General features: G+C 67.6%; 19 protein-coding genes and 1 tRNA gene. 9 read left to right on the forward strand and 11 right to left on the reverse strand.

Annotation, left to right across the window (positions count from 1 at the left end):
- Positions 1 to 11: 11 nt before the first annotated feature.
- On the reverse strand, positions 12 to 449 hold the full coding sequence (locus H0264_RS02185; RefSeq protein WP_220139934.1) for a MarR family winged helix-turn-helix transcriptional regulator: 438 nt from the start codon (positions 447 to 449) through the stop codon (positions 12 to 14).
- A 108-nt stretch (positions 450 to 557) separates the two neighbouring features.
- Between H0264_RS02185 and H0264_RS02190 the strand changes: the two genes are divergently transcribed.
- The gene (locus tag H0264_RS02190; protein WP_181582414.1) at positions 558 to 1,622 is read left to right on the forward strand and encodes an alkene reductase; all 1,065 of its coding nucleotides are present in this window, start codon (positions 558 to 560) and stop codon (positions 1,620 to 1,622) included.
- Between the two features lies 1 nt (position 1,623).
- Here H0264_RS02190 and H0264_RS02195 read toward each other — a convergent pair whose 3' ends face one another.
- On the reverse strand, positions 1,624 to 2,472 hold the full coding sequence (locus H0264_RS02195) for an SDR family oxidoreductase (protein WP_181582415.1): 849 nt from the start codon (positions 2,470 to 2,472) through the stop codon (positions 1,624 to 1,626).
- A 275-nt stretch (positions 2,473 to 2,747) separates the two neighbouring features.
- Here H0264_RS02195 and H0264_RS02200 point away from each other — a divergent pair, with 275 nt between their 5' ends.
- Positions 2,748 to 3,917, forward strand: coding sequence for a serine hydrolase domain-containing protein (locus H0264_RS02200; RefSeq protein WP_181582416.1), 1,170 nt, complete (start codon positions 2,748 to 2,750; stop codon positions 3,915 to 3,917).
- A gap of 99 nt (positions 3,918 to 4,016) precedes the next feature.
- Complete coding sequence (locus H0264_RS02205) at positions 4,017 to 5,534, forward strand: alpha/beta fold hydrolase (protein ID WP_244976089.1); 1,518 nt, start codon at positions 4,017 to 4,019, stop codon at positions 5,532 to 5,534.
- Here H0264_RS02205 and H0264_RS02210 read toward each other — a convergent pair whose 3' ends face one another.
- From H0264_RS02210 to H0264_RS02250, 8 genes are all read right to left on the reverse strand, one after another.
- Entirely contained in the window at positions 5,535 to 6,179 is a 645-nt protein-coding gene (locus H0264_RS02210; protein ID WP_181582417.1) for a response regulator, read from the reverse strand.
- Positions 6,167 to 7,585: a sensor histidine kinase gene (locus tag H0264_RS02220; RefSeq protein WP_231083848.1), complete on the reverse strand. Its 1,419-nt coding sequence runs from the start codon at positions 7,583 to 7,585 to the stop codon at positions 6,167 to 6,169. The genes H0264_RS02210 and H0264_RS02220 overlap by 13 nt, the downstream gene beginning before the upstream one ends.
- Positions 7,586 to 7,856: 271 nt before the next feature.
- Positions 7,857 to 8,042 carry a hypothetical protein gene (locus tag H0264_RS02225; protein ID WP_181582418.1) on the reverse strand — a complete coding sequence of 62 codons (186 nt, stop codon included), beginning with the start codon at positions 8,040 to 8,042 and terminating at the stop codon, positions 7,857 to 7,859.
- Positions 8,039 to 9,145, reverse strand: a complete 1,107-nt coding sequence (gene rsgA, locus H0264_RS02230; RefSeq protein ID WP_181582419.1) for a ribosome small subunit-dependent GTPase A — start codon at positions 9,143 to 9,145, stop codon at positions 8,039 to 8,041. Before rsgA ends, H0264_RS02225 begins: the two co-directional genes overlap by 4 nt.
- A 228-nt stretch (positions 9,146 to 9,373) precedes the next feature.
- Positions 9,374 to 10,309 carry a galactofuranosyltransferase GlfT1 gene (glfT1, locus tag H0264_RS02235; protein ID WP_181582420.1) on the reverse strand — a complete coding sequence of 312 codons (936 nt, stop codon included), beginning with the start codon at positions 10,307 to 10,309 and terminating at the stop codon, positions 9,374 to 9,376.
- Complete coding sequence (wzt, locus tag H0264_RS02240) at positions 10,306 to 11,127, reverse strand: galactan export ABC transporter ATP-binding subunit Wzt/RfbE (protein ID WP_181582421.1); 822 nt, start codon at positions 11,125 to 11,127, stop codon at positions 10,306 to 10,308. Before wzt ends, glfT1 begins: the two co-directional genes overlap by 4 nt.
- Before the next feature lie 7 nt (positions 11,128 to 11,134).
- Positions 11,135 to 11,968 carry a galactan export ABC transporter permease subunit Wzm/RfbD gene (gene wzm, locus H0264_RS02245; protein ID WP_231083849.1) on the reverse strand — a complete coding sequence of 278 codons (834 nt, stop codon included), beginning with the start codon at positions 11,966 to 11,968 and terminating at the stop codon, positions 11,135 to 11,137.
- Positions 11,969 to 12,121: 153 nt separating this feature from the next.
- Positions 12,122 to 12,718 carry a bacterial proteasome activator family protein gene (locus H0264_RS02250; protein ID WP_181582422.1) on the reverse strand — a complete coding sequence of 199 codons (597 nt, stop codon included), beginning with the start codon at positions 12,716 to 12,718 and terminating at the stop codon, positions 12,122 to 12,124.
- A gap of 63 nt (positions 12,719 to 12,781) precedes the next feature.
- Between H0264_RS02250 and H0264_RS02255 the strand changes: the two genes are divergently transcribed.
- Complete coding sequence (locus tag H0264_RS02255; protein WP_181582423.1) at positions 12,782 to 13,987, forward strand: cysteine desulfurase-like protein; 1,206 nt, start codon at positions 12,782 to 12,784, stop codon at positions 13,985 to 13,987.
- On the opposite strand, the gene H0264_RS02260 is transcribed toward H0264_RS02255, so the two are convergent.
- Positions 13,984 to 14,970, reverse strand: coding sequence for an NAD(P)H-quinone oxidoreductase (locus tag H0264_RS02260; protein WP_181582424.1), 987 nt, complete (start codon positions 14,968 to 14,970; stop codon positions 13,984 to 13,986). The two genes, H0264_RS02255 and H0264_RS02260, sit on opposite strands and share 4 nt — an antisense overlap.
- A 159-nt stretch (positions 14,971 to 15,129) precedes the next feature.
- Here H0264_RS02260 and H0264_RS38945 point away from each other — a divergent pair, with 159 nt between their 5' ends.
- From H0264_RS38945 to nicT, 5 genes are all read left to right on the forward strand, one after another.
- Complete coding sequence (locus tag H0264_RS38945) at positions 15,130 to 15,258, forward strand: hypothetical protein (protein ID WP_276313959.1); 129 nt, start codon at positions 15,130 to 15,132, stop codon at positions 15,256 to 15,258.
- Positions 15,259 to 15,365: 107 nt separating this feature from the next.
- A complete protein-coding gene (locus H0264_RS02265) occupies positions 15,366 to 16,541 on the forward strand; it encodes a lactate 2-monooxygenase (RefSeq protein WP_181582425.1) in 1,176 nt (391 codons plus the stop codon).
- Between the two features lie 55 nt (positions 16,542 to 16,596).
- Entirely contained in the window at positions 16,597 to 17,097 is a 501-nt protein-coding gene (locus tag H0264_RS02270; RefSeq protein ID WP_420832031.1) for a MarR family winged helix-turn-helix transcriptional regulator, read from the forward strand.
- Between the two features lie 34 nt (positions 17,098 to 17,131).
- Positions 17,132 to 17,216 (forward strand) — tRNA-Ser (locus tag H0264_RS02275).
- A 45-nt stretch (positions 17,217 to 17,261) separates the two neighbouring features.
- Positions 17,262 to 18,293, forward strand: coding sequence for a Nickel transporter NicT (gene nicT / locus H0264_RS02280; protein WP_181585230.1), 1,032 nt, complete (start codon positions 17,262 to 17,264; stop codon positions 18,291 to 18,293).
- The last annotated feature ends 7 nt before the right edge of the window (positions 18,294 to 18,300 follow it).

Below are 18,300 nucleotides of genomic sequence, written 5' to 3' on the forward strand. Positions count from 1 at the left end.
GGCGGTATCCGTCACGGGCCGCCGAGATTGCTCTCGACGCGCGCGAGCAGTCTTGCCAGCTCACGTCTTTCCCGCTCGGACAGTCCCGCCACGGTGCGCTTCTCGAGCCGCCCCCACATGTCACCAACCTTGTCCCGCAGCGCGTTTCCCGCATCCGAGGACTCCACCAGCACCGCGCGCCGATCCTCCGGATGCGGCCGCCGCGTGACGAAGCCGGCTTGTTCCAGCCGCTGCACCATGCGGGTGACGGTGGACGGATCCAGCCCGAGCAGCTGGATCAGCTCGGTCTGCCGCTGCGGCCCGGCCTCCCACAGCCGCATGAGCAGCAACTCCTGCCCGGGGTAGAGCCCCATCTCCCGCAGCAGCTGCCCGGCCGTCCCGCGATGCAGCCGCGCGACGCGTGAGATGGCATGGCTGAGTTCGCCTTCGGCCTGTGGATCGGTGGTCACGGCGTCCTCTCTCGATGTGATCGATGCCATTTTGTTGGCTAGCCAAATAATGTCCTATGGTGGCTGCAGACCATTACTTGGCCAGCCAACTATAGCTCGGAGGCGATCATGACCACCGCATTCGACCCCATCACCGTGGGCGGCACCACGCTCGCCAGCCGCATCGCCATGGCCCCGATGACCCGCAGCCGCGCCTACGGCGGCCTGGTCTCGGACCTGACCGCGGAATACTACGCACAGCGCGCGACGGCCGGACTCATCGTCACCGAGGGCATCCAGCCCGCACCGGTCGGCCAGGGCTATCCCTTCACACCCGGCCTGCACAGCCTCGAACAGGTCGCCGCCTGGCGGAAGGTCACCGACGCCGTGCACGAGCGCGGCGGCCGAATCTTCGCCCAGCTCATGCACACCGGCCGCGTCGGCCACCCGGTGCTGCTGCCCGCGGGCCTGCGCCCCGTCGCACCGTCCCCGGTCGCCGCGCAGGGCCAGGTCTTCACCCCGGAGGGCATGCAGGAGTTCGTCGTTCCCGACGAGCTGACCGCCGACCAAATCCGCGGCACCATCCAGGATTTCGCGACAGCGGCGCGCAATGCCGTCGACGCCGGCTTCGACGGCGTGGAGCTGCACGGCGCCAACGGCTACCTCATCCACCAGTTCCTGGCCCCGAATTCCAATCAGCGCCAGGACGAATGGGGCGGCGACAGCACCGGCCGCATCCGCTTCGCCACCGCGGTGGTCTCGGCCGTCGCCGCCGAAATCGGCGCGGCCCGAACCGGATTGCGCATCTCGCCCGGAGCCCCGCTCAACGACATCAGCGAGCCCGCCCCGCGGGCGACCTACGAGGCGCTGGTCGATGCCATCAGCCCGCTCGGCCTGGCCTACCTGCACCTCATGGAGGCCGGCGACCGGCAGTTGACCGTCGACCTGCGCCACCGCTTCGGCGGCGTCTTCATCCTCAACCCCGCCACCGGCGACCGCCCGACCGGCCCGCAAGACCTGGCCCTGATCGAGGACGGCACCGCCGACCTGATCGCCTTCGGCCAACTCTTCCTGGCGAATCCGGATCTGCCCGCCCGGCTGCGCGCGGGTGGCCCGTTCAACACCGCCGACCGGGCCACCTTCTACGGCGGCGACGCCACGGGCTACACCGACTATCCGGCCCTGCCCGCCTGACTCACAGGAACAGGTCGGTGGTGAGCGGGCCGTCACCCGGGGTGACCCGGTACCGATCGAGATCGGTGATGCCGTGCGCCGCGAGGACTTCGTCGTCGATGAAGAAATTGCCGGAGTTGTCCTTGGCCGGGGAGGTCAGCACCAGGTACGCGGCATCGGCGTAGATGTCGGGGGTGCGCGAGGTGGAGATCATCTCCTTGCCGCCGAGCAGGTTCTCCACCGCCGCGGTGGCGATGGTGGTGCGCGGCCACAGCGAGTTCACGCCGATGCCGTACTTGCGCAGTTCCTCCGCCAAACCCAGTGTGGTGAGCGACATTCCGTACTTGGCGATGGTGTAGCCCAGTGACGCGCCCGCCCATTTCGGGTCCAGGTTCAACGGCGGCGAGAGCGTGAGGATGTGCGGATTGCGCCCCGCCTCCGCCGACTCCTTCAGGGCCGGAATGCTCAGCTTCGACAGCAGGAAACTGCCGCGGCAGTTGATGTCCTGCATGAGGTCGTACTTCTTCATCGGCAGCAGTTCGGTGGGGGACAGGTCGATGGCCGACGCATTGTTGACCACCATGTCGATGCCGCCGAACCGCTCCACCGTCTGGCGCACCGCGTCCGCCACGGCCTCGTCGTCGCGAATATCGCCGACGATCTTGAGGACCGAGCCGCCGGCCTGCTCAAGTTCCGCCGCGGCGGTGTGGATGGTGCCGGGCAATTTCGGATGCGGCAGATCGGTTTTCGCGATCAGGGTGATGTTCGCGCCGTCGGCCGCCGCGCGCCGGGCGATCTCCAGCCCGATTCCGCGACTGCCACCCGACATGATCATGGTCCGCCCGGCCAGTGGCTTCAGTGCTTCCGTCATCGGTTCAGCTCCTGTTCTGCTGCTTCCACCCTGATTCCGATCATCCGCGCGGATGCGGATGTGTGGGGTGAAACCCGCTCAACCGGACATTAGGCCCGTGGCGTTCTATATGCAACTAGTTTCATAGAAAGTCACAGAGGTAGTGCAGGCACTACCTCCGACGTCGGTCGGCCACCACCCCGGATTCGGGTGCGCGCGGCATAGGCGGGAAGCCCGCGCGTTCCTAGGCTCGAAAGCGCCGGAAAACCCGGCCTGAACAGGAGGAACGCTCGCACATGACCGCATTCCGACGCCACCGTGGCCGTACCGTGCTGGCCGCCCTCGGCGTGGCGGCAGCCACCCTTGCCGCAGCGGCCTGCACCGCAGACGACTCCGAGACCGCCGCGCCGACCACCCTCACCCGAACCATGGACGAGGCCGTGCGCGCCGGATTCCCGGGCATCCAGGTGGTGATCGACGGCCCCAAGGGCCACCGCACCCTGAGCGCGGGCGTCGGCGACCTCGGCACCGGCGCACCCATCCCCGAGCACTCCCAGGTCCGAATCGGCAGCAATACCAAGACCTTCGTCGCCACCGTCCTCATGCAGCTGGTCGCCGAAGGCAAGGTGCAGTTGGACGCACCCGTCGAGACATACCTGCCGGGCGTGATCACCGGCAATGGCAACGACGGCAACCGCATCACCGTGCGGCAGCTGCTCCAGCACACCAGCGGCCTGCCCGAATACCTGATCGTCGGCGATCCCGGCTACGCTCCCGACCCGAATTCACCACGCGTGGAACCGGGTTCGGAGCAGGCCCGGCTCGTGCACTACACGCCGGCCGAGCTGGTGCGCTCCGCGCTGACCCTGCCCCCGCAGTTCGAGCCCGGCGCGAAGAGCGTCTACACCAACACCAACTACATCCTGCTCGGCATGCTCATCGAACGCGTCACCGGCCGGACCTACATCGACGAGATCCAGACCCGCATTCTCACCCCGCTCGGCCTGCGCGACACCTACAGCCCCGGCTCCCGGGAAACCGGCATCCGCGGCCCGCACCCGCGCGGCTATCACGAAATCGACGGCAAGCGAGTCGATTACACCGAGATGGACGTCTCCTGGGCCGATGCCGCCGGCGACATGATCGCCACCCCCGCCGACCTCAACACGTTCTTCAAAGCCCTGCTCGACGGCAAACTCGTGCCCGCCGCCCAGCTCGCCGAGATGAAGAAGACCGTCCCCTTCGACCGCATGCCCGGCGACGACTACGGTCTGGCCCTCATCCGCCACACCACCTCGTGCGGCACAGAGGTCTGGGGCCACGGCGGCAGCATCATGGGCTTCGGAACCCGCAACAGCGTCGCCCCCGACGGCACCGCGGTCGTGGTGACCGTCAACCAGCTCCAGGGCACCGAGGAGAGCAGCAAGATCGTGCAGCAGGTCCTCGACGCCGCACTGTGTGAGTGAGCGGCTGCCGTGCCCGACGAACCCGCAGTGAACGATCGGCCCGTCGGCGACGACCGGGCCGCACCCGATGACCATGCTCCACGAACGAGAGGAACAGCTGTGCGCAGCGGAAAAGCGCTGACACTGGGCATGATTGCCGTGACCGCCGCTGGACTGGCCGCCGCGACCCTGGCCGCGACGGCCGACGCCGACCGCTCCGCCGGTGACCCGGGCCTGGACCGCTACTACTCCCAGCAGCTCGACTGGAAGTCCTGCGAGGACCCGAAACTCGACGAGGCGGGCGCGCGGTGCGCCGAAGTCACCGTCCCGCTGGACTATTCCGATCCCGGTGGCCGCACCATGACCGTGGCCATCTCCCGCTTCGCGTCCCCGGACCCGGCGCAGCGGCGCGGCATCATGCTGTCGAACCCGGGCGGGCCGGGCGGCGCGGGCCTGGACTTCCCGATCGATTTCGGGGCCGCCATGACACCGGACGTGCGCGCGCAATACGACCTCATCGGCATGGACCCGCGCGGCGTCGGCCGCTCGACACCGGTGAACTGCCACTGGCCGGGCGGATTCGGCCTGCAATCCGCCGGCGTGGATGCCGCGAGCTACGCCGAATCCGTGGCCTACCAGGCGGATCTGGCCGCCCGCTGCGCCACCGCCGAGGGAGATCGGCTGCGGCACATCACGACTCGCAATACCGCCCGCGACCTGGATGTCATCCGCGGTGCGCTGGGTGAGAACCGCACCAGCTTCTTCGGCACCTCCTACGGCACCTATCTGGGCGCGGTCTACACGCAGATGTTCCCGGAGCGCAGCGACCGCATCGTGCTGGACAGTTCGGTCGACCCGGCTCGTTACGGCGCGGTCGACATGGTGCGCGACATGGGCCCGGCGAACGAGGCCGTCTTCGAAACCTGGGCGGAGTGGACCGCCGCGCACGACGCCGAGTACCGCTTCGGCAGCACCCGCGACCAGGTGCGCACCAGCATCCTCGAGCTCATTCGCAAGGCCGCCGTGCAGCCCATCCGGATCGAGGGCATGGAGGTCGACGACCACTGGCTACCCATGATCATGTTCACCGGGCTCGATGACCCGCGCAATTACGCGACCGTGGCCGGCAACATGCGCCAGCTCGCCGACGCCGCCGAAGGCAAAGCGGTGCAGGTGGATCCGAAGCTGCTCGCGGAGCTGAAGTTCGTGCTGCGGGCCGACCCCGAGGACAACTCGTCGCAGATGGCCATCATGTGCGGTGACAAGGCGGTGGAGCGCGACCCCACCTGGTACTGGCGCAATATCGAGGCCGCGCGTGCGACCGAACCGGTCTTCGGGGCCTTCGCCAACAACATCACGCCCTGCGCCTTCTGGGCTCCGCCCATCGAAGCCACCACGGTGGTGAACAATGCGGTGCCGGCCCTGATCGTGCAGTCCACCGGCGACACCCGCACCACCTACTCGAACGCGGTCGGAATGCACAAGGCGCTCACCGCATCCCGCATGGTGACCCTCGAAAACGTGGCCATCCACTACATTTTCGGCCGCTACCCGAACACCTGCACCTACGCCGCCGTGAACTCCTACCTGCGCGACGGCGCCCTCCCGGCCACCGACCTCACCTGCCAGGCCGACTGATCAGGCATTGAGATAGGCCAGCACGGCCAGCACCCGCCGATGCCCCGCATCGTCCGCGTGCAGTCCCAGCTTGGCGAAAATGCTCCGAATGTGTTTCAGCACAGCGCCTTCGGACACCACGAGGCGCTCGGCGATGGTCGCATTGCCGAGCCCTTCGGCCATGAGCGCCAGCACCTCCCGCTCCCGCGCGGTCAGCCCGCTGAGCGGATCATCGGCCTTCCGCCGCACCAGCAACTGCGAGATCACCTCGGGATCCATGGCCGTCCCGCCCGCCGCGACCCGCCGCAGCGAATCCAGGAACCGATCCACCTTCCCGACCCGCTCCTTCAGCAGATACCCCACCCCGCCCGCCCCGTCCCCGAGCAGCTCCGCCGCATACCGATCCTCCACCCACGACGACAGGATGAGCACCGGCAGGCCCGGATGAATCTCCCTGGCGCGCACCGCGGCCCGCAATCCGTCATCGGTATTGGTCGGCGGCATCCGCACATCCATCACCACCGCATCGGGCCGCTCACCCGTCACCACCCGCAGAAAATCATCGGCATTGTCGACCGCCGCCACCACCTCGATCCCCGAGGTTTGCAACAACAGCACCAGCCCCTCCCGCAAAAGGGCATCATCCTCGGCAATCACGACCCGCACGGCAACTCCACCCGCACCACAGTAGGACCACCTTCCGGACTGCTGAGCATCATCCGCCCGTCCAACGCCTCGGCCCGCCTGCGAATCCCCGCGAGCCCACCGCCCTCGACCTCCCGTGCCGCACCGGTACCGTCATCGCGCACCTCCACCGTCAACAGCTCGGCCGCTCCGCTGATGGCAACCGAAAGGTTCGCCGCCCCAGAGTGTTTGGTGGCATTGGTGATTGCCTCGGCGATCACGAAATACGCCGCCGCCTCCACCGCAGCGGGCCGCCGCCTGAGCCCAGCCACCATTGGATCGTAAGGTCCGTGTGATCCCGCCCCCGTCATCCCGGCATGCCTTTGGCCGGGATCCACCGTTGAGGTCATGCGCTGCCCGTGTGGATCCCGGCCAAGAAGCGCGCCGGGATGACGAGGGTGTGCGTTCATATCCCGCCGGGAGTCCCCAGCGATCTCGCACCCGTCGATTTCGAGTACGCAGGGGATCGGGGACCGCGCTGCGAGCGCCGAAACCGCACTTGCCAGACCGAGGTCCGCGAGCACCGGGGGATAGACGCTGCGGACCAGGTCGCGCAGTTCGGCCAGTGCGGTCGTGGCGGTGTCCTGGGCCTTGCGAATCAGATTGTCGGCCGCCTCCGGATCCTGTTGGCGCAGTTGCTCGGCCAGCCCGAGCTGCATGATGACCGCGGCGATGCGGGCCTGCGCGCCGTCGTGCAGATCCCGTTCGATGCGCCGCAGTTCCGCGCCGTGCGCGTCCAATGCCGCCGCCCGGGTCGCGGTCAGTTCGGCCACGCGGACCTTCAGCGCTTCCTCGGAGGGGCCGAGAACCGTCTTCGCGGTGTGGGCCTGCCAGCGTGCGACCACCGGCAGCTGCAGGGTCAGCATGGCGAGTGGAATGCTGATCAGCGCGCTGAGCCGGGCCGTGGCCCACGAGTCGACCGCGAAGCCGTAGTTGTCGATGGTGCCCGATGGCAGCAGCTTCCAGTAGAGCGGAACCAGCAGCTGGACGAGCGTGCTGACCGGCAGCGCCACCGCGAAGAGTGCGAGCACCATGCCGAGCAGCCCGTGCACATAGATCCAGCCGACGTCCCGCACATTCGCGGGATCCCCGAACGCGGTCGCCAGTCGCTGCCGCAGCCCGCCGGTGAACGGCTGGTACACCGTGTCGATCGGCTCGCCGAGCCGGGCCGCGGCGCGCTTGCGCTCCAGGCGCGGAACGAACCGCGTCAGCCGGATCGCCTCGGGAATCGCAGGGATGCCCACCAAACCCAGGCTGGCCGCCCCCACGAACGTCAGCACGACAGCCGCCACCAGCGCCAGCACCCCGGTCAACCCGCCGACCACCAGATACGCGATGGCCCCGGGCAGCTCCCGCAGCCGGCCTCCGGCCCACCGCAGCACACTCATGCGGACGATCCACTCTCGGCATCGACCTGCCGAACACTGAACGTCCCCTCGAGGAGCATGGCCACCGAGGGGAACAGCGCTGGTAGTCCGGTCGCCGGGCCCACCGCCAGACAGGCGATGGACCTGGGCAAGCTCCGCAGCCGCCCTCCGATCCAGCTCGGTCGGTCAGCCTCGTGCGCTGACCGGTCGGCCTTGCCGATCACAGTGCCCTCGAGGTCCGACGGCGACAGATCCCGGTCCGGCGAGTCACGCTCGCCGGACCGGGACCTGGTCAGCGGTTCAGCCGGTTGCACCACACCGACAGTAGTGGCCCGTCGATTCCGGCCGCCGGGCTCATGTCCACGGGTGCGAACACTCGGGCCATGACCGTGGACAGCAGGGTGCGGGGGCTCACCCACACCGGTGCCGAGGCGGTCCGTGCGGGTGCCGTGGCGAGGTTCATCGATTCCGTGCTCATCGCCGCTTCCCTCCTCGTTCCCGGTAGATCTGCCGCTGGAACTTGGTGATGTCCTTGCGTGCCTTCTCCCGCTCCGCGCGCACGCGGTTGTCGGTGCGCGAGGCCATCCACTCGTTCTCGCGGTGCAGCTTGCGGTAGCTGTCGAACCGGCGTTGCGGCAGCGCCCCCGACTCGATGGCCTCCCGCACCGCGCAGCCCGGTTCGGTCTCGTGCGCACAGTCGCCGAAACGGCAGTGCGCGGCAATGGATTCGATATCGCTGAAGGTGCGTTCGATGCCCTCGGACGCATCCCACAGCCCCACCGATCGCAGCCCCGGAGTGTCGATGAGCGTGCCGCCGCCCGGCAGCGGGCGCAGTTCCCGGTGCACGGTGGTGTGCCGCCCGCGCTTGTCGCCCACGCGAACCGCATTGGTGGCGAACACTTCCGAGCCGAGCAGTGCGTTGGCGAGCGTGGATTTGCCCGCACCGGACGGCCCGATCAGTGCGACGGTGCCGTCCAGCAGCGCTTCCAGCACCTCCATGCCGTATCCGCTGGACGCGCTCACCGCCACGACGGCCGCCCCCGGCGCGACCGCCCGCACGGTGTCGAGCGAAAGATCCGGCGCCAGATCGGCTTTGGTCAACACCACCACCGGCTGGGCCCCGGATTCCCAGGCGAGGGCGAGCAGCCGCTCGATCCGCCCGAGATCCACATCCCCGTCGCCGGCCGTGCACACCAGCACGACATCGACATTCGTCGCCAGAACTTGATTGGCGGACTTGGCCTTCGAATCCGAATGCCCCGACACGGCGGCCCGCACGATCGCGGTCCGGCGCGGGAAGAGCTGCACCACAGTGCGATTGGCGTCGATGGCCACCCAGTCACCCGTGCACAGGCCGCTGATCTCGGAGTCCGAGCGCGGGCATTTGGCGCGGATCACCGCCGCCGACAGCCGACTCTGATAGTCGGCTGTCGGCAGTGGTGCGGCGACATCGCATTCGCTGCGATCCATCCGGATCACGCGAGCAGGAATATGCGAATCACCGAGCAGGGGAAGGTATTCGGCCGCTACGGCGGAGTTCCAGCCGTAGGGAGCGAGCAGGTCGAAATCGACCAGAGACATGATGGAAGAGTCCTTTGTCGGGCCGAGCCCGTCTCAGGGACTCAGCGCAGGAAGTTCGAGGTGGATGGACGCGGCGCGAAAACTCGCGCGGACACGACAATCCGCAGGTTCTTCAACACGTCTCCACCTCCTCATCTCTCCCGGGACCGCCCGAGGGCCGTCGCTCCGAACAACAACGGCACCACCTTCTCAGGGAGGGCGGTGCCGTCGCAACCTATTTAATTCGGCCTACTTCTTGGCGGCGTTCGCGTCCGGCTTGCGGAACTGTTCGCGCCGGCCCAGGCGCTGCAGCCGCAGCCATTCGATGAAGCCGGCCGGGTCCTTCTGCTGTAGTAGGAAGAACCAGCCGAAGCGAGCCAGCTCCTGCGGCAACAGCTTCCGCATACCGGGCTGCGCCATCAGATAGCCGCGATTGCGGTAGGTGAAGTACCGCTTCACCGGATCGTCCGGGTACTGGGTGTGCATGCGCCCGCCGAGGATCGGCTTGAACTCCTCCGACCCGTTCGGGTGCAGGTACGCGGTCTGCAGGCAGGTGCCGAACGGCAGGCCCGAACGCACCAGGCGGCGGTGTACTTCCACCTCGTCGCCGCGCACGAACAGCCGCAGGTCCGGCACGCCGATCACGTCGACGGCCTCCGCGGACACCAGTGCGCCATTGAACAGCGAGGCGATGCCGGGCAGGAAGTCCTCGTCGCCGAGTTCCGACCGCAGCCGCCGCCACACCACGCCGCGGCGCAGCGGGAAGGCCAGCCGGTCCGGATCGTCGATGTCGGCGACCACCGGCGACACCTCGACCAGCTGATGCCGTTTGGCGCAATCGAACAGCGTGGCAAGCACTTCCGGGCCGTCGGGCCGGCCGTCGTCGTCGGCCAGCCACACCCAGTCCGCGCCCATGGTGAGCGCGTGCAGCATGCCGAGCGCGAAACCGCCCGCGCCGCCGAGATTGTGCTCGGAGCCGAGATAGGTGGTTTCCATGGGCTGCTGCTTGACCAGCTCGCCCACCTCCGGCTCATTGCCGTTGTCCACCACGATGAGATGGTCGATGGGCCGCGTCTGCGAAGCCAGCACCTTCAGCGATTCGGCCAGCAGTTCACGGCGTTTATGGGTGACGACGATCGCGACAATGCGCGCGTCGTCGCCGTAGTGCGGAGTGCTCTCGGTCATGCGGGGTTCCGTTCCGGTTCCTTCTCACGTTCCAGATCCCGCAGCACCTGCGCCACGTGATCACCCGCCTCCGGGCCCTCGTAGGCTCGCACGACCTCCTCGATGCCGCCGTGCATGCGCACCCGGCCGTGGTCGATCCACAGGGCCGAATCGCACAGCTGCGCGAGGAATTCGTTGGAATGGCTGGCGAACACCAGAATGCCCGATCGAGACACCAATTCCTGCAAACGAATCCGTGCCTTTTTCATGAATTCCGCGTCGACCGCGCCGATGCCCTCGTCCAGCAGCAGGATCTCGGGGTCGATGGAGGTGACCACACCCATGGCCAGGCGCACCCGCATACCGGTCGAGTAGGTGCGCAGCGGCATCGCCAAATATTCACCCAGCTCGGTGAATTCGGCGATCTCGTCGATTTTGGCGAGCATCTGCTTGCGGGTCTGTCCGAGGAACAGTCCGCGAATGATGATGTTGTCGTAGCCGGAGATCTCCGGGTCCATGCCGACGCCGAGATCGAACACCGGTGCGACGCGCCCGCGAATGCGCGTGCTGCCGCGCGTGGGTTCGTAGATTCCCGAAAGCAGCCGCAGCAGCGTGGATTTGCCCGCGCCATTGTGGCCGACGAGTCCGATCCGGTCGCCTTCCTGCAGCGACAGGTTGATCTCGCGCAGCGCCTCCACGACCACCACATCGGACTGATTGCGTCCGATGGCGCCGCCCGCCTTGCCGAGAAACGCCTTCTTCAACGATCGCGATTTCGCGTCGAAGATCGGGAATTCCACCCAAGCGTCCTGGGCTTCGATACTCACATGCTCGGTCATATCGCCTCTACACCCAGTATGGGACGCGGGAACGGAACTGCTTCATGGCCAGGATCGCGACCGCCCAGCCGACCACGGTGATGGCCAGCACGATCACCCAGCTGCGCAGCGCGATGGGATCGCCGAGCAGGGGTGCGCGCACGATCTCCAGGTAGTGGAAGGTCGGCACCAGCTCGACCAGCTTCGCCCGCTCGCTCACCGCGCCGCCCTGATCGTGCAGTGCCTTGGTGCTCCACATGACCGGGGTGAGCACGAACAGCATGAGCGTGGTGCTGGACAGGATCGGCGCGAGATCCCGGTACCGGGTGCTGAAGATGCCGAACGCGATCGACACCCACATGGCGTTGGCGAACAGCAGCAGAATGCCCGGAATCGCCAGCAGCACCGTGAAACTCAGGTGTTTCCACACCCCGAACGCCGCCAGCATGACGACGTAGATCGCCATGTTGTGCAGGAAGAACAGGAACTGCCGCCACACCAGGCGGTACACGTGCACGCTCAATGCCGACGGCAGCTGTTTGATCAGGCCCTCGTTGGCGATGAACACATCCGAGCCCTCGAGGATGCTGGCCGAGATGACGCCCCACACGATCAGGCCGACCGTCACGTACGGGAGGTAGTCGGTCAGCGGCTGATCGAGCAGCGTCGCGTAGAGGACGCCCATCGCCGCCGCCTGCAATCCGGTGGCGATGGTGATCCAGAACGGCCCGAGCACGGACCGCCGATACCGCTGCTTGATGTCCTGCCACCCGAGCGATAGCCACAGCTCACGCTGGCTGAACCCGTCGCGGAAGTCCTTCCACGCACGACGGAAAGTCTGGGAGTCCGACACTAGTGGCACCGGAGCGTCATCCGGTCGCACTTCGGCCGTGGCCGAGTCGGGAGGGGCAGCAGCAGGCACGGACCCGACCCTATCTAATAGCCGAGCCGTTGCGGCAGGAACCTGCCGCCAACCCGGGCGTAAGCGCGCCGGGATGACGGAGGTGTGGCGACTTCAGAGGTATTGACCGCTGCCGGACGACCCGCCCGGCTGGCGCGGATCGATATGGCTCGCGCCCGGCGGGAGGGCCTGGCGCATCTGCTCGAGTTGGGCGCGCGCCGCCATCTGCTGCGCGAACAGGGCGGTCTGGATGCCGTGGAAGAGGCCCTCCAGCCAGCCGACGAGCTGGGCCTGGGCGATGCGCAGTTCCGCGTCGGAGGGAATGGTCTCCTCGCTGAAGGGGAGCGCGAGGCGTTCCAACTCTTCACGAAGTTCGGGTGCGAGTCCCTGTTCGAGCTCACGAATGGAGGTGCGGTGTATTTCCCGCAATCGTGTACGGCTGGCGTCGTCGAGCGGTGCGTGCCGGACCTCTTCGAGCAGCTGTTTGATCATGGTGCCGATACGCATGACCTTCGCGGGCTGCTCCACCATATCGGCGAGCGATTCTTCCTTTTCGCCTGATTCACCCGAATTTTCCTCGCCGACAACCTGTCCGGTGAGTGCGATCGGCTCATCGGCGCCACCCGCCTGTGCCCCAGCGGGAATGATCAGCGGCTTACCTTCGGGTCCGATCACGACAATGGATTCCGGTGCCCCATCCGATTGCGTCATGTACACCATCATGTCTCACAGCCAGCGTTACGCGCGCTCGGCCGCTGCCTTAGAGTGGCCCACATGACTTACGACGTCGCAAGGGTGCGGGGCCTCATACCGTCCCTGGGCGACGGCTGGATCCATCTCGACCCGCAAGCGGGCATGCTGGTCCCGGATTCGGTATCACGGGCCGTTTCAACAGGTTTCCGTACTTCCGCCTTCTCGCACACCAATCGGCACGGCGCCGCCAAGCGCTCGGCCGCGATCCTGGAGGCCGCTCGCGAGGCGGTCGCCGATCTGGTCGGTGGCGATCCGGCGGGCGTGGTACTGGGCCCGGACCGAGCGGTACTGCTGGCCTGGCTGGCCGAATCGCTGAGTTCCCGGTTGGGGCTGGGCACCGGGATCGTGCTGTCGCGCCTGGATGACGAAGCCAATGTCGCGCCGTGGCTACGGATCGCGAATCGCTATGGCGCACACGTGCGCTGGGCGGAAGTGGAGATCGAGACCTGCGAAATGCCGGCCTGGCAGTTCGAGGAACTCATCGGTCCCACCGCCCGGCTGGTCGCCTTGACCGCCGCGTCCCCGATCGTCGGCTCCGCGCCGGCGGTGCGAGTCGCCGCGGACCGGGTGCACGAGGTCGGCGGTTTACTGGTCGCCGACTGCTTCGGCGCCGCGCCGTACGCGCTCATCGACATCGACGAACTCAATGCCGATGTGATCGCGCTGAGCGCACCCGCCTGGGGCGGGCCGCAGATCGGCGCGCTGGTCTTCCGCGATCCCGCGTTCCTGGACCGGATCCCGTCCATGTCGCTGAACCCCTACGCCAAGGGGGCGGAACGCCTGGAGGTCGGCGGCCACCAGTACGCGCTGCTGGCCGGGCTCACCACCTCGATCGACTACCTGGCCGGACTCGACGAACGCGCCACCGGCACCCGCCGCGAACGCCTCGAGGTCTCGATCACCTCGTTGCAGGACTACCACGATCAGCTCTTCGAGCACCTCATGTCGGTCCTCGACACCATCCCCAACCTGACCGTCATCGGCCGCGCCTCCACCCGCATCCCGACCGTCAGCTTCACCATCTCCGGAATGCAGGCCGAGAAGGTCTCGGCCAAACTGGCCGACGCCCGCATCGGCACGCTGAGCGGATCGCACGGCGGCAGCCGCCTGCTCGACGCGCTCGGCGTGAACGACGAGGGCGGCGCGGTCACCATCGGACTCGCGCCCTACACAACCAAATTCGAGATCGACCAGCTGGGCCGGGCGCTCGCCGCGCTCGACTCCTAGTCGATCCGCAGCACCACCTTGCCGACCGTCTCGGGGGCGTCGAGCAGTTCGTGCGCCTTCGAGACGTCGGTGATCGGCAGATCCGCCGAGATCACCGGCTGCACCGTGCCATCGGAGATGAGCGGCCACACGTGCCGCCGCAGCTCGGTGATGATCGCGGCCTTCGACCCCGGCCCGTGCTCCGGACGCCGGCGCAGGTTGGTGGCGTGGATGGACCCCCGCTTGGCAAGCAGCGCAGCCAGATTCAGCTCCGCCTTCACCCCGCCCTGCATGCCGATGATCACCAGGTGCCCGTCCTCGGCGAGCGCCTCCACATTCCGCTCCAGGTACTTCGCGCCCATATTGTCGAGAATGATGTCCACACCCGGATATTCGCTGTGCAGCGTGGTGACGAAATCGTGCTCCCGGTAATTGATCAGCACGGTCGCGCCCAATTCATGGCATCGGTCCAGTTTGTACTGGGAACCGGCGGTCACCGCGACCCGCGCACCCAGCACCCGCGCGATCTGAATGGCATGTGTCCCGATGCCGCTGCCGCCGCCGTGAATCAACAGCAACTGCCCGCTGTGCAACCCCGCCGTCATCACCAGATTCGACCAGACCGTGGCCGCCACCTCCGGCAACCCCGCAGCCTGCACCTCGCTGATCCCCTCCGGAATCGGCAGCACCTGCGACTCCGGCACCACCACCCGCTCCGCGTAACCGCCACCGGACAGCAGCGCGCACACTCGGTCGCCCGGCCGCCAATCCCGCACTCCGGCACCGACTTCCGCCACCACACCCGCGCATTCGAGCCCGAGCGTCGTGCTCGCCCCCGGCGGCGGAGGATAGAACCCCAGCCGTTGCAGCAGGTCCGCGCGGTTCACCCCGGCCGCCGCCACCTCGATCACCACTTCACCCGGTCCGGGCGCGGGCAGGTCCGCGACCTGCTCCCACCGCATGACCTCGGGCCCGCCGAAACCGTCGAGTGTCACCGCATACATGAAAACGAGCGTACGTCCGCACCACACCGATTACTGTTGCCGACGGGGTGGACCATGCGTTTTGCCCACGGGCTCCCAAGGGTGAATAACAGCCAGGGCACAGCATCCTGTCAGCTTTCCCGGCAATGGTGGAGGGCGGACACGAGAAAGGACTTTCCGATGATCGGTATCGTGATCACTCTGGCCGCCCTGAGCATCATGACAGTCATGGCCGTTTCCGGTTCGGTGGCCGCCCACTCTCCGCGCACGCTGGTGCGGGTTCGCGCCACGGATTCGCGTCGCCGCTGAATCTCCCGGCGCGGCGATTCGGTCGCTGGAGATTTTCCGGATAATTCGACGGCAGAAAGAAATCCGTCTCCCTCCGCGCCCGCGTCGCAGCCATTAGCGTCAGAGGGATGAGCAGTTTCGCCGACTTCCAGAACGAGATCTATCTCAGCGGGCTCGCGGGCGCCGTGCCCTCGCTGCCGATGACGGCGGCGGGACTGGAAGCTCGGGCGCGGGAAGTGCTGGAACCGGCGGCCTACGCGTATGTGGCGGGCAGCGCGTCGGCGGAGCGGACCGCCACCGCCAATGTCACCGCTTTCGAGAAGTATCGGCTGCTGCCGCGCGTGCTGCGCGGCACGAGTGCGCCGGGCGCACGGGATCTTTCGGTCGAAATCCTCGGAACGCGGTTCGCGGCGCCGATTCTCACCGCGCCGGTCGGCGTGCTCGGGCTGCTGCACGAACGCGGCGAAACGGTCATCGCGGAGGTGACGCGGGAACTCGGCATCGGGATGGTGCTGTCCACCGCCGCCTCCTCCACCATCGAGGAGGTCGGTGCGGCGGCGGGGGACTGGTGGTATCAGCTGTACTGGCCCAGCGACACCGAACTCGCGCGCTCGTTCGTGGAGCGCGCCGAAAAGTCCGGGGCCAAGGCCATTGTCGTCACCGCCGACACCCCGAGCCTGGGTTGGCGGCCCCGCGATCTGCAACTCGGGCATCTGCCGTTCCTCCAGGGCAAGGGCATCGCCAACTACCTGTCCGATCCGGTGTTCCGCGCCAAACTCCCCTCCCCGCCCGAGGAGAGCGAGGACGCCATGCGCATGGCCGTCCTCACCTGGATCGGGCTGTTCGGCAATCACGACCTGCGGCCCGCAGACATTGCGCGCCTGCGGGATTGGACCGATCTGCCCATCGCGGTGAAGGGCGTGCTGCATCCCGACGACGCCCGCCAGGTGGTCGACGCGGGCGCGGACGCGGTGATCGTGAGCAATCACGGCGGCCGCCAGGTCGACGGCTCCGTCGCCGCCCTCGACGCCCTGCCCACCATCGTGGCCACCGTCGGCGACCGCGCCGAAGTCCTCTTCGACTCCGGCGTCCGCACCGGCTCCGACGTCATGATCGCCCTGTCCCTCGGCGCGAAAGCCGTCCTCTACGGCCGCCCCTGGGTATACGGCCTCGGCCTCGCCGGCCGCGACGGCGCCCGCCACGCCCTGCGCACCCTGCTCGCGGATTTCGATGCCTCCATGGGGCTTTCGGGTTGCAGCGGGGTAGCCGACCTGGCCCGCACCATGCTCTCCTCCTTCCGCTGAAGCGAAGGAAGCGGTTTCGCTGCTCGCCCGGGTCCGGCGCGCCGGTTTGGTTAGAATGCGAATTGTGGCTGCCGACCCTGGGCACCGCATCGCGGCAGAACCGAGGTGGCTCACCCCGGAACAGCAACGCGCCTGGCGGGCATATATGGACGGTTCGCAACGCCTCATGGCCGACCTCAACCGGCAACTGCAGCGCGACGCCGACCTCACCTTCGCCGACTACCGCATCCTCGTGAAACTGTCCGAGGCGCCGGGCCGTTCGCTGCGCATGAGCGACCTCGCCGACGGCGTGCTCTCCTCCCGCAGCCGCCTCACCCACCAGATCCGCCGCATGGAAGCCCAGCACATGGTGCGCCGCACCGCCTGCGAGGACGACGGCCGCGGCGTCATCGCGCAACTCACCGAGGAGGGCATGCGCCGACTACGCGCCGCCGCCCCCGGGCATGTCGCCGCCGTGCGCCGCTTCTTCGTGGACCTGCTCACCCCGGCCCAGCTCGCCGCCGTCGCCGCCGCCCTGGAACTGGTGAATCAGGCGGGGGACTACCGCTCCGAGTAAACCCGTGCACGGCATCGGTTAACATCGGATTCCTGGAAGCGTGGCAGAGCGGCCGAATGCACCCGCCTTGAAAGCGGGCGTCGTGAGAGCGACCGGGGGTTCAAATCCCTCCGCTTCCGCAAATTCCGAGCGATGAGGGTGTGTCGGTGCGTAGCTGGATCGGGATGGGACTGGCTGTCCTGGCACTGCACATCCTCGGCTGGGGCACCCTGCTGTTCCTCGTCGTCCCCGGGCACTACGAGGTGCAGGGCGCGGTCTTCGGCGTCGGCCTCGGCGTCACCGCCTACACCCTCGGCATGCGGCACGCCTTCGACGCCGACCACATCGCCGCCATCGACAACACCACGCGAAAACTGGTGGCCGAGAACGGAAGAGCGAAAACGCACACCGTCGGCTTCTGGTTCGCGCTCGGGCACTCCACCATCGTGTTCGTCATGGTCGGCCTGCTCGCACTCGGTGTGCGGGCGCTGGCGGGGCCCCTCGAAGACGAGGGCTCGGCGCTGCACACCTGGACCGGACTGTGGGGCACCAGCGTCTCCGGCACCTTCCTGATCGCCATCGGACTGCTGAATCTCGTTTCCCTGATCGGGATCTGGCGTGTGTTCAAACGCATGCGCGGCGGCGACCTCGACGAGGAACGACTGGAACGCGAGCTCAATGACCGCGGCCTGCTCAATCGCATCCTCGGTCCCGTGGTGCGGCTGGTGCGCAAACCCTGGCAGATGTACCCGGTCGGCGTGCTGTTCGGGCTCGGCTTCGACACCGTCACCGAGGTCGGTCTGCTGGTGATCGCGGGCGGCGCGGCCGCCACCGGACTGCCCTGGTACTCGATTCTCGTTCTGCCCGTGCTGTTCTCGGCCGGCATGGCGCTGTTCGACTCGCTCGACGGATCGTTCATGAGCTACGCCTACGACTGGGCGTTCGCGCGACCGGTGCGCAAGATCTACTACAACCTGGTGGTCACCGGGCTGTCGGTGACCGTCGCCCTGCTCATCGGCGTGCAGGAGATCGTTTCCATCTTCGTCGAAAAGCTCGGCATCACTTCGGGATTCGTCGGCTGGGTGGGCAGCCTGGATCTCGGCGACCTCGGCTTCATCATCGTCGGGCTGTTCATCCTCACCTGGGCGGTGGCCGTCGCTGTGTGGCGGCTCACAGATATGGAGGCGCGCTGGGAAAAGGATCTCGCCGCCGACTGACCGTCTG

The organism is Nocardia huaxiensis, assembly GCF_013744875.1.
GTDB classification, from domain to species: domain Bacteria; phylum Actinomycetota; class Actinomycetes; order Mycobacteriales; family Mycobacteriaceae; genus Nocardia; species Nocardia huaxiensis.

Coding starts and splice junctions, on each gene's coding strand:
- H0264_RS02195 (WP_181582415.1), bottom strand. CDS start 2,472: ATGACGGAAGCACTGAAGCCACTGGCCGGGCGGACCATGATCATGTCG.
- H0264_RS02255 (WP_181582423.1), top strand. CDS start 12,782: ATGACTTACGACGTCGCAAGGGTGCGGGGCCTCATACCGTCCCTGGGC.
- wzt (WP_181582421.1), bottom strand. CDS start 11,127: ATGACCGAGCATGTGAGTATCGAAGCCCAGGACGCTTGGGTGGAATTC.
- rsgA (WP_181582419.1), bottom strand. CDS start 9,145: ATGTCTCTGGTCGATTTCGACCTGCTCGCTCCCTACGGCTGGAACTCC.
- H0264_RS02260 (WP_181582424.1), bottom strand. CDS start 14,970: ATGTATGCGGTGACACTCGACGGTTTCGGCGGGCCCGAGGTCATGCGG.
- nicT (WP_181585230.1), top strand. CDS start 17,262: ATGGGACTGGCTGTCCTGGCACTGCACATCCTCGGCTGGGGCACCCTG.
- H0264_RS02220 (WP_231083848.1), bottom strand. CDS start 7,585: ATGAGTGTGCTGCGGTGGGCCGGAGGCCGGCTGCGGGAGCTGCCCGGG.
- H0264_RS02265 (WP_181582425.1), top strand. CDS start 15,366: ATGAGCAGTTTCGCCGACTTCCAGAACGAGATCTATCTCAGCGGGCTC.
- H0264_RS02270 (WP_420832031.1), top strand. CDS start 16,597: ATGCGAATTGTGGCTGCCGACCCTGGGCACCGCATCGCGGCAGAACCG.
- glfT1 (WP_181582420.1), bottom strand. CDS start 10,309: ATGACCGAGAGCACTCCGCACTACGGCGACGACGCGCGCATTGTCGCG.
- H0264_RS02225 (WP_181582418.1), bottom strand. CDS start 8,042: ATGAGCACGGAATCGATGAACCTCGCCACGGCACCCGCACGGACCGCC.
- H0264_RS38945 (WP_276313959.1), top strand. CDS start 15,130: ATGATCGGTATCGTGATCACTCTGGCCGCCCTGAGCATCATGACAGTC.
- H0264_RS02250 (WP_181582422.1), bottom strand. CDS start 12,718: ATGACGCAATCGGATGGGGCACCGGAATCCATTGTCGTGATCGGACCC.
- H0264_RS02200 (WP_181582416.1), top strand. CDS start 2,748: ATGACCGCATTCCGACGCCACCGTGGCCGTACCGTGCTGGCCGCCCTC.
- H0264_RS02190 (WP_181582414.1), top strand. CDS start 558: ATGACCACCGCATTCGACCCCATCACCGTGGGCGGCACCACGCTCGCC.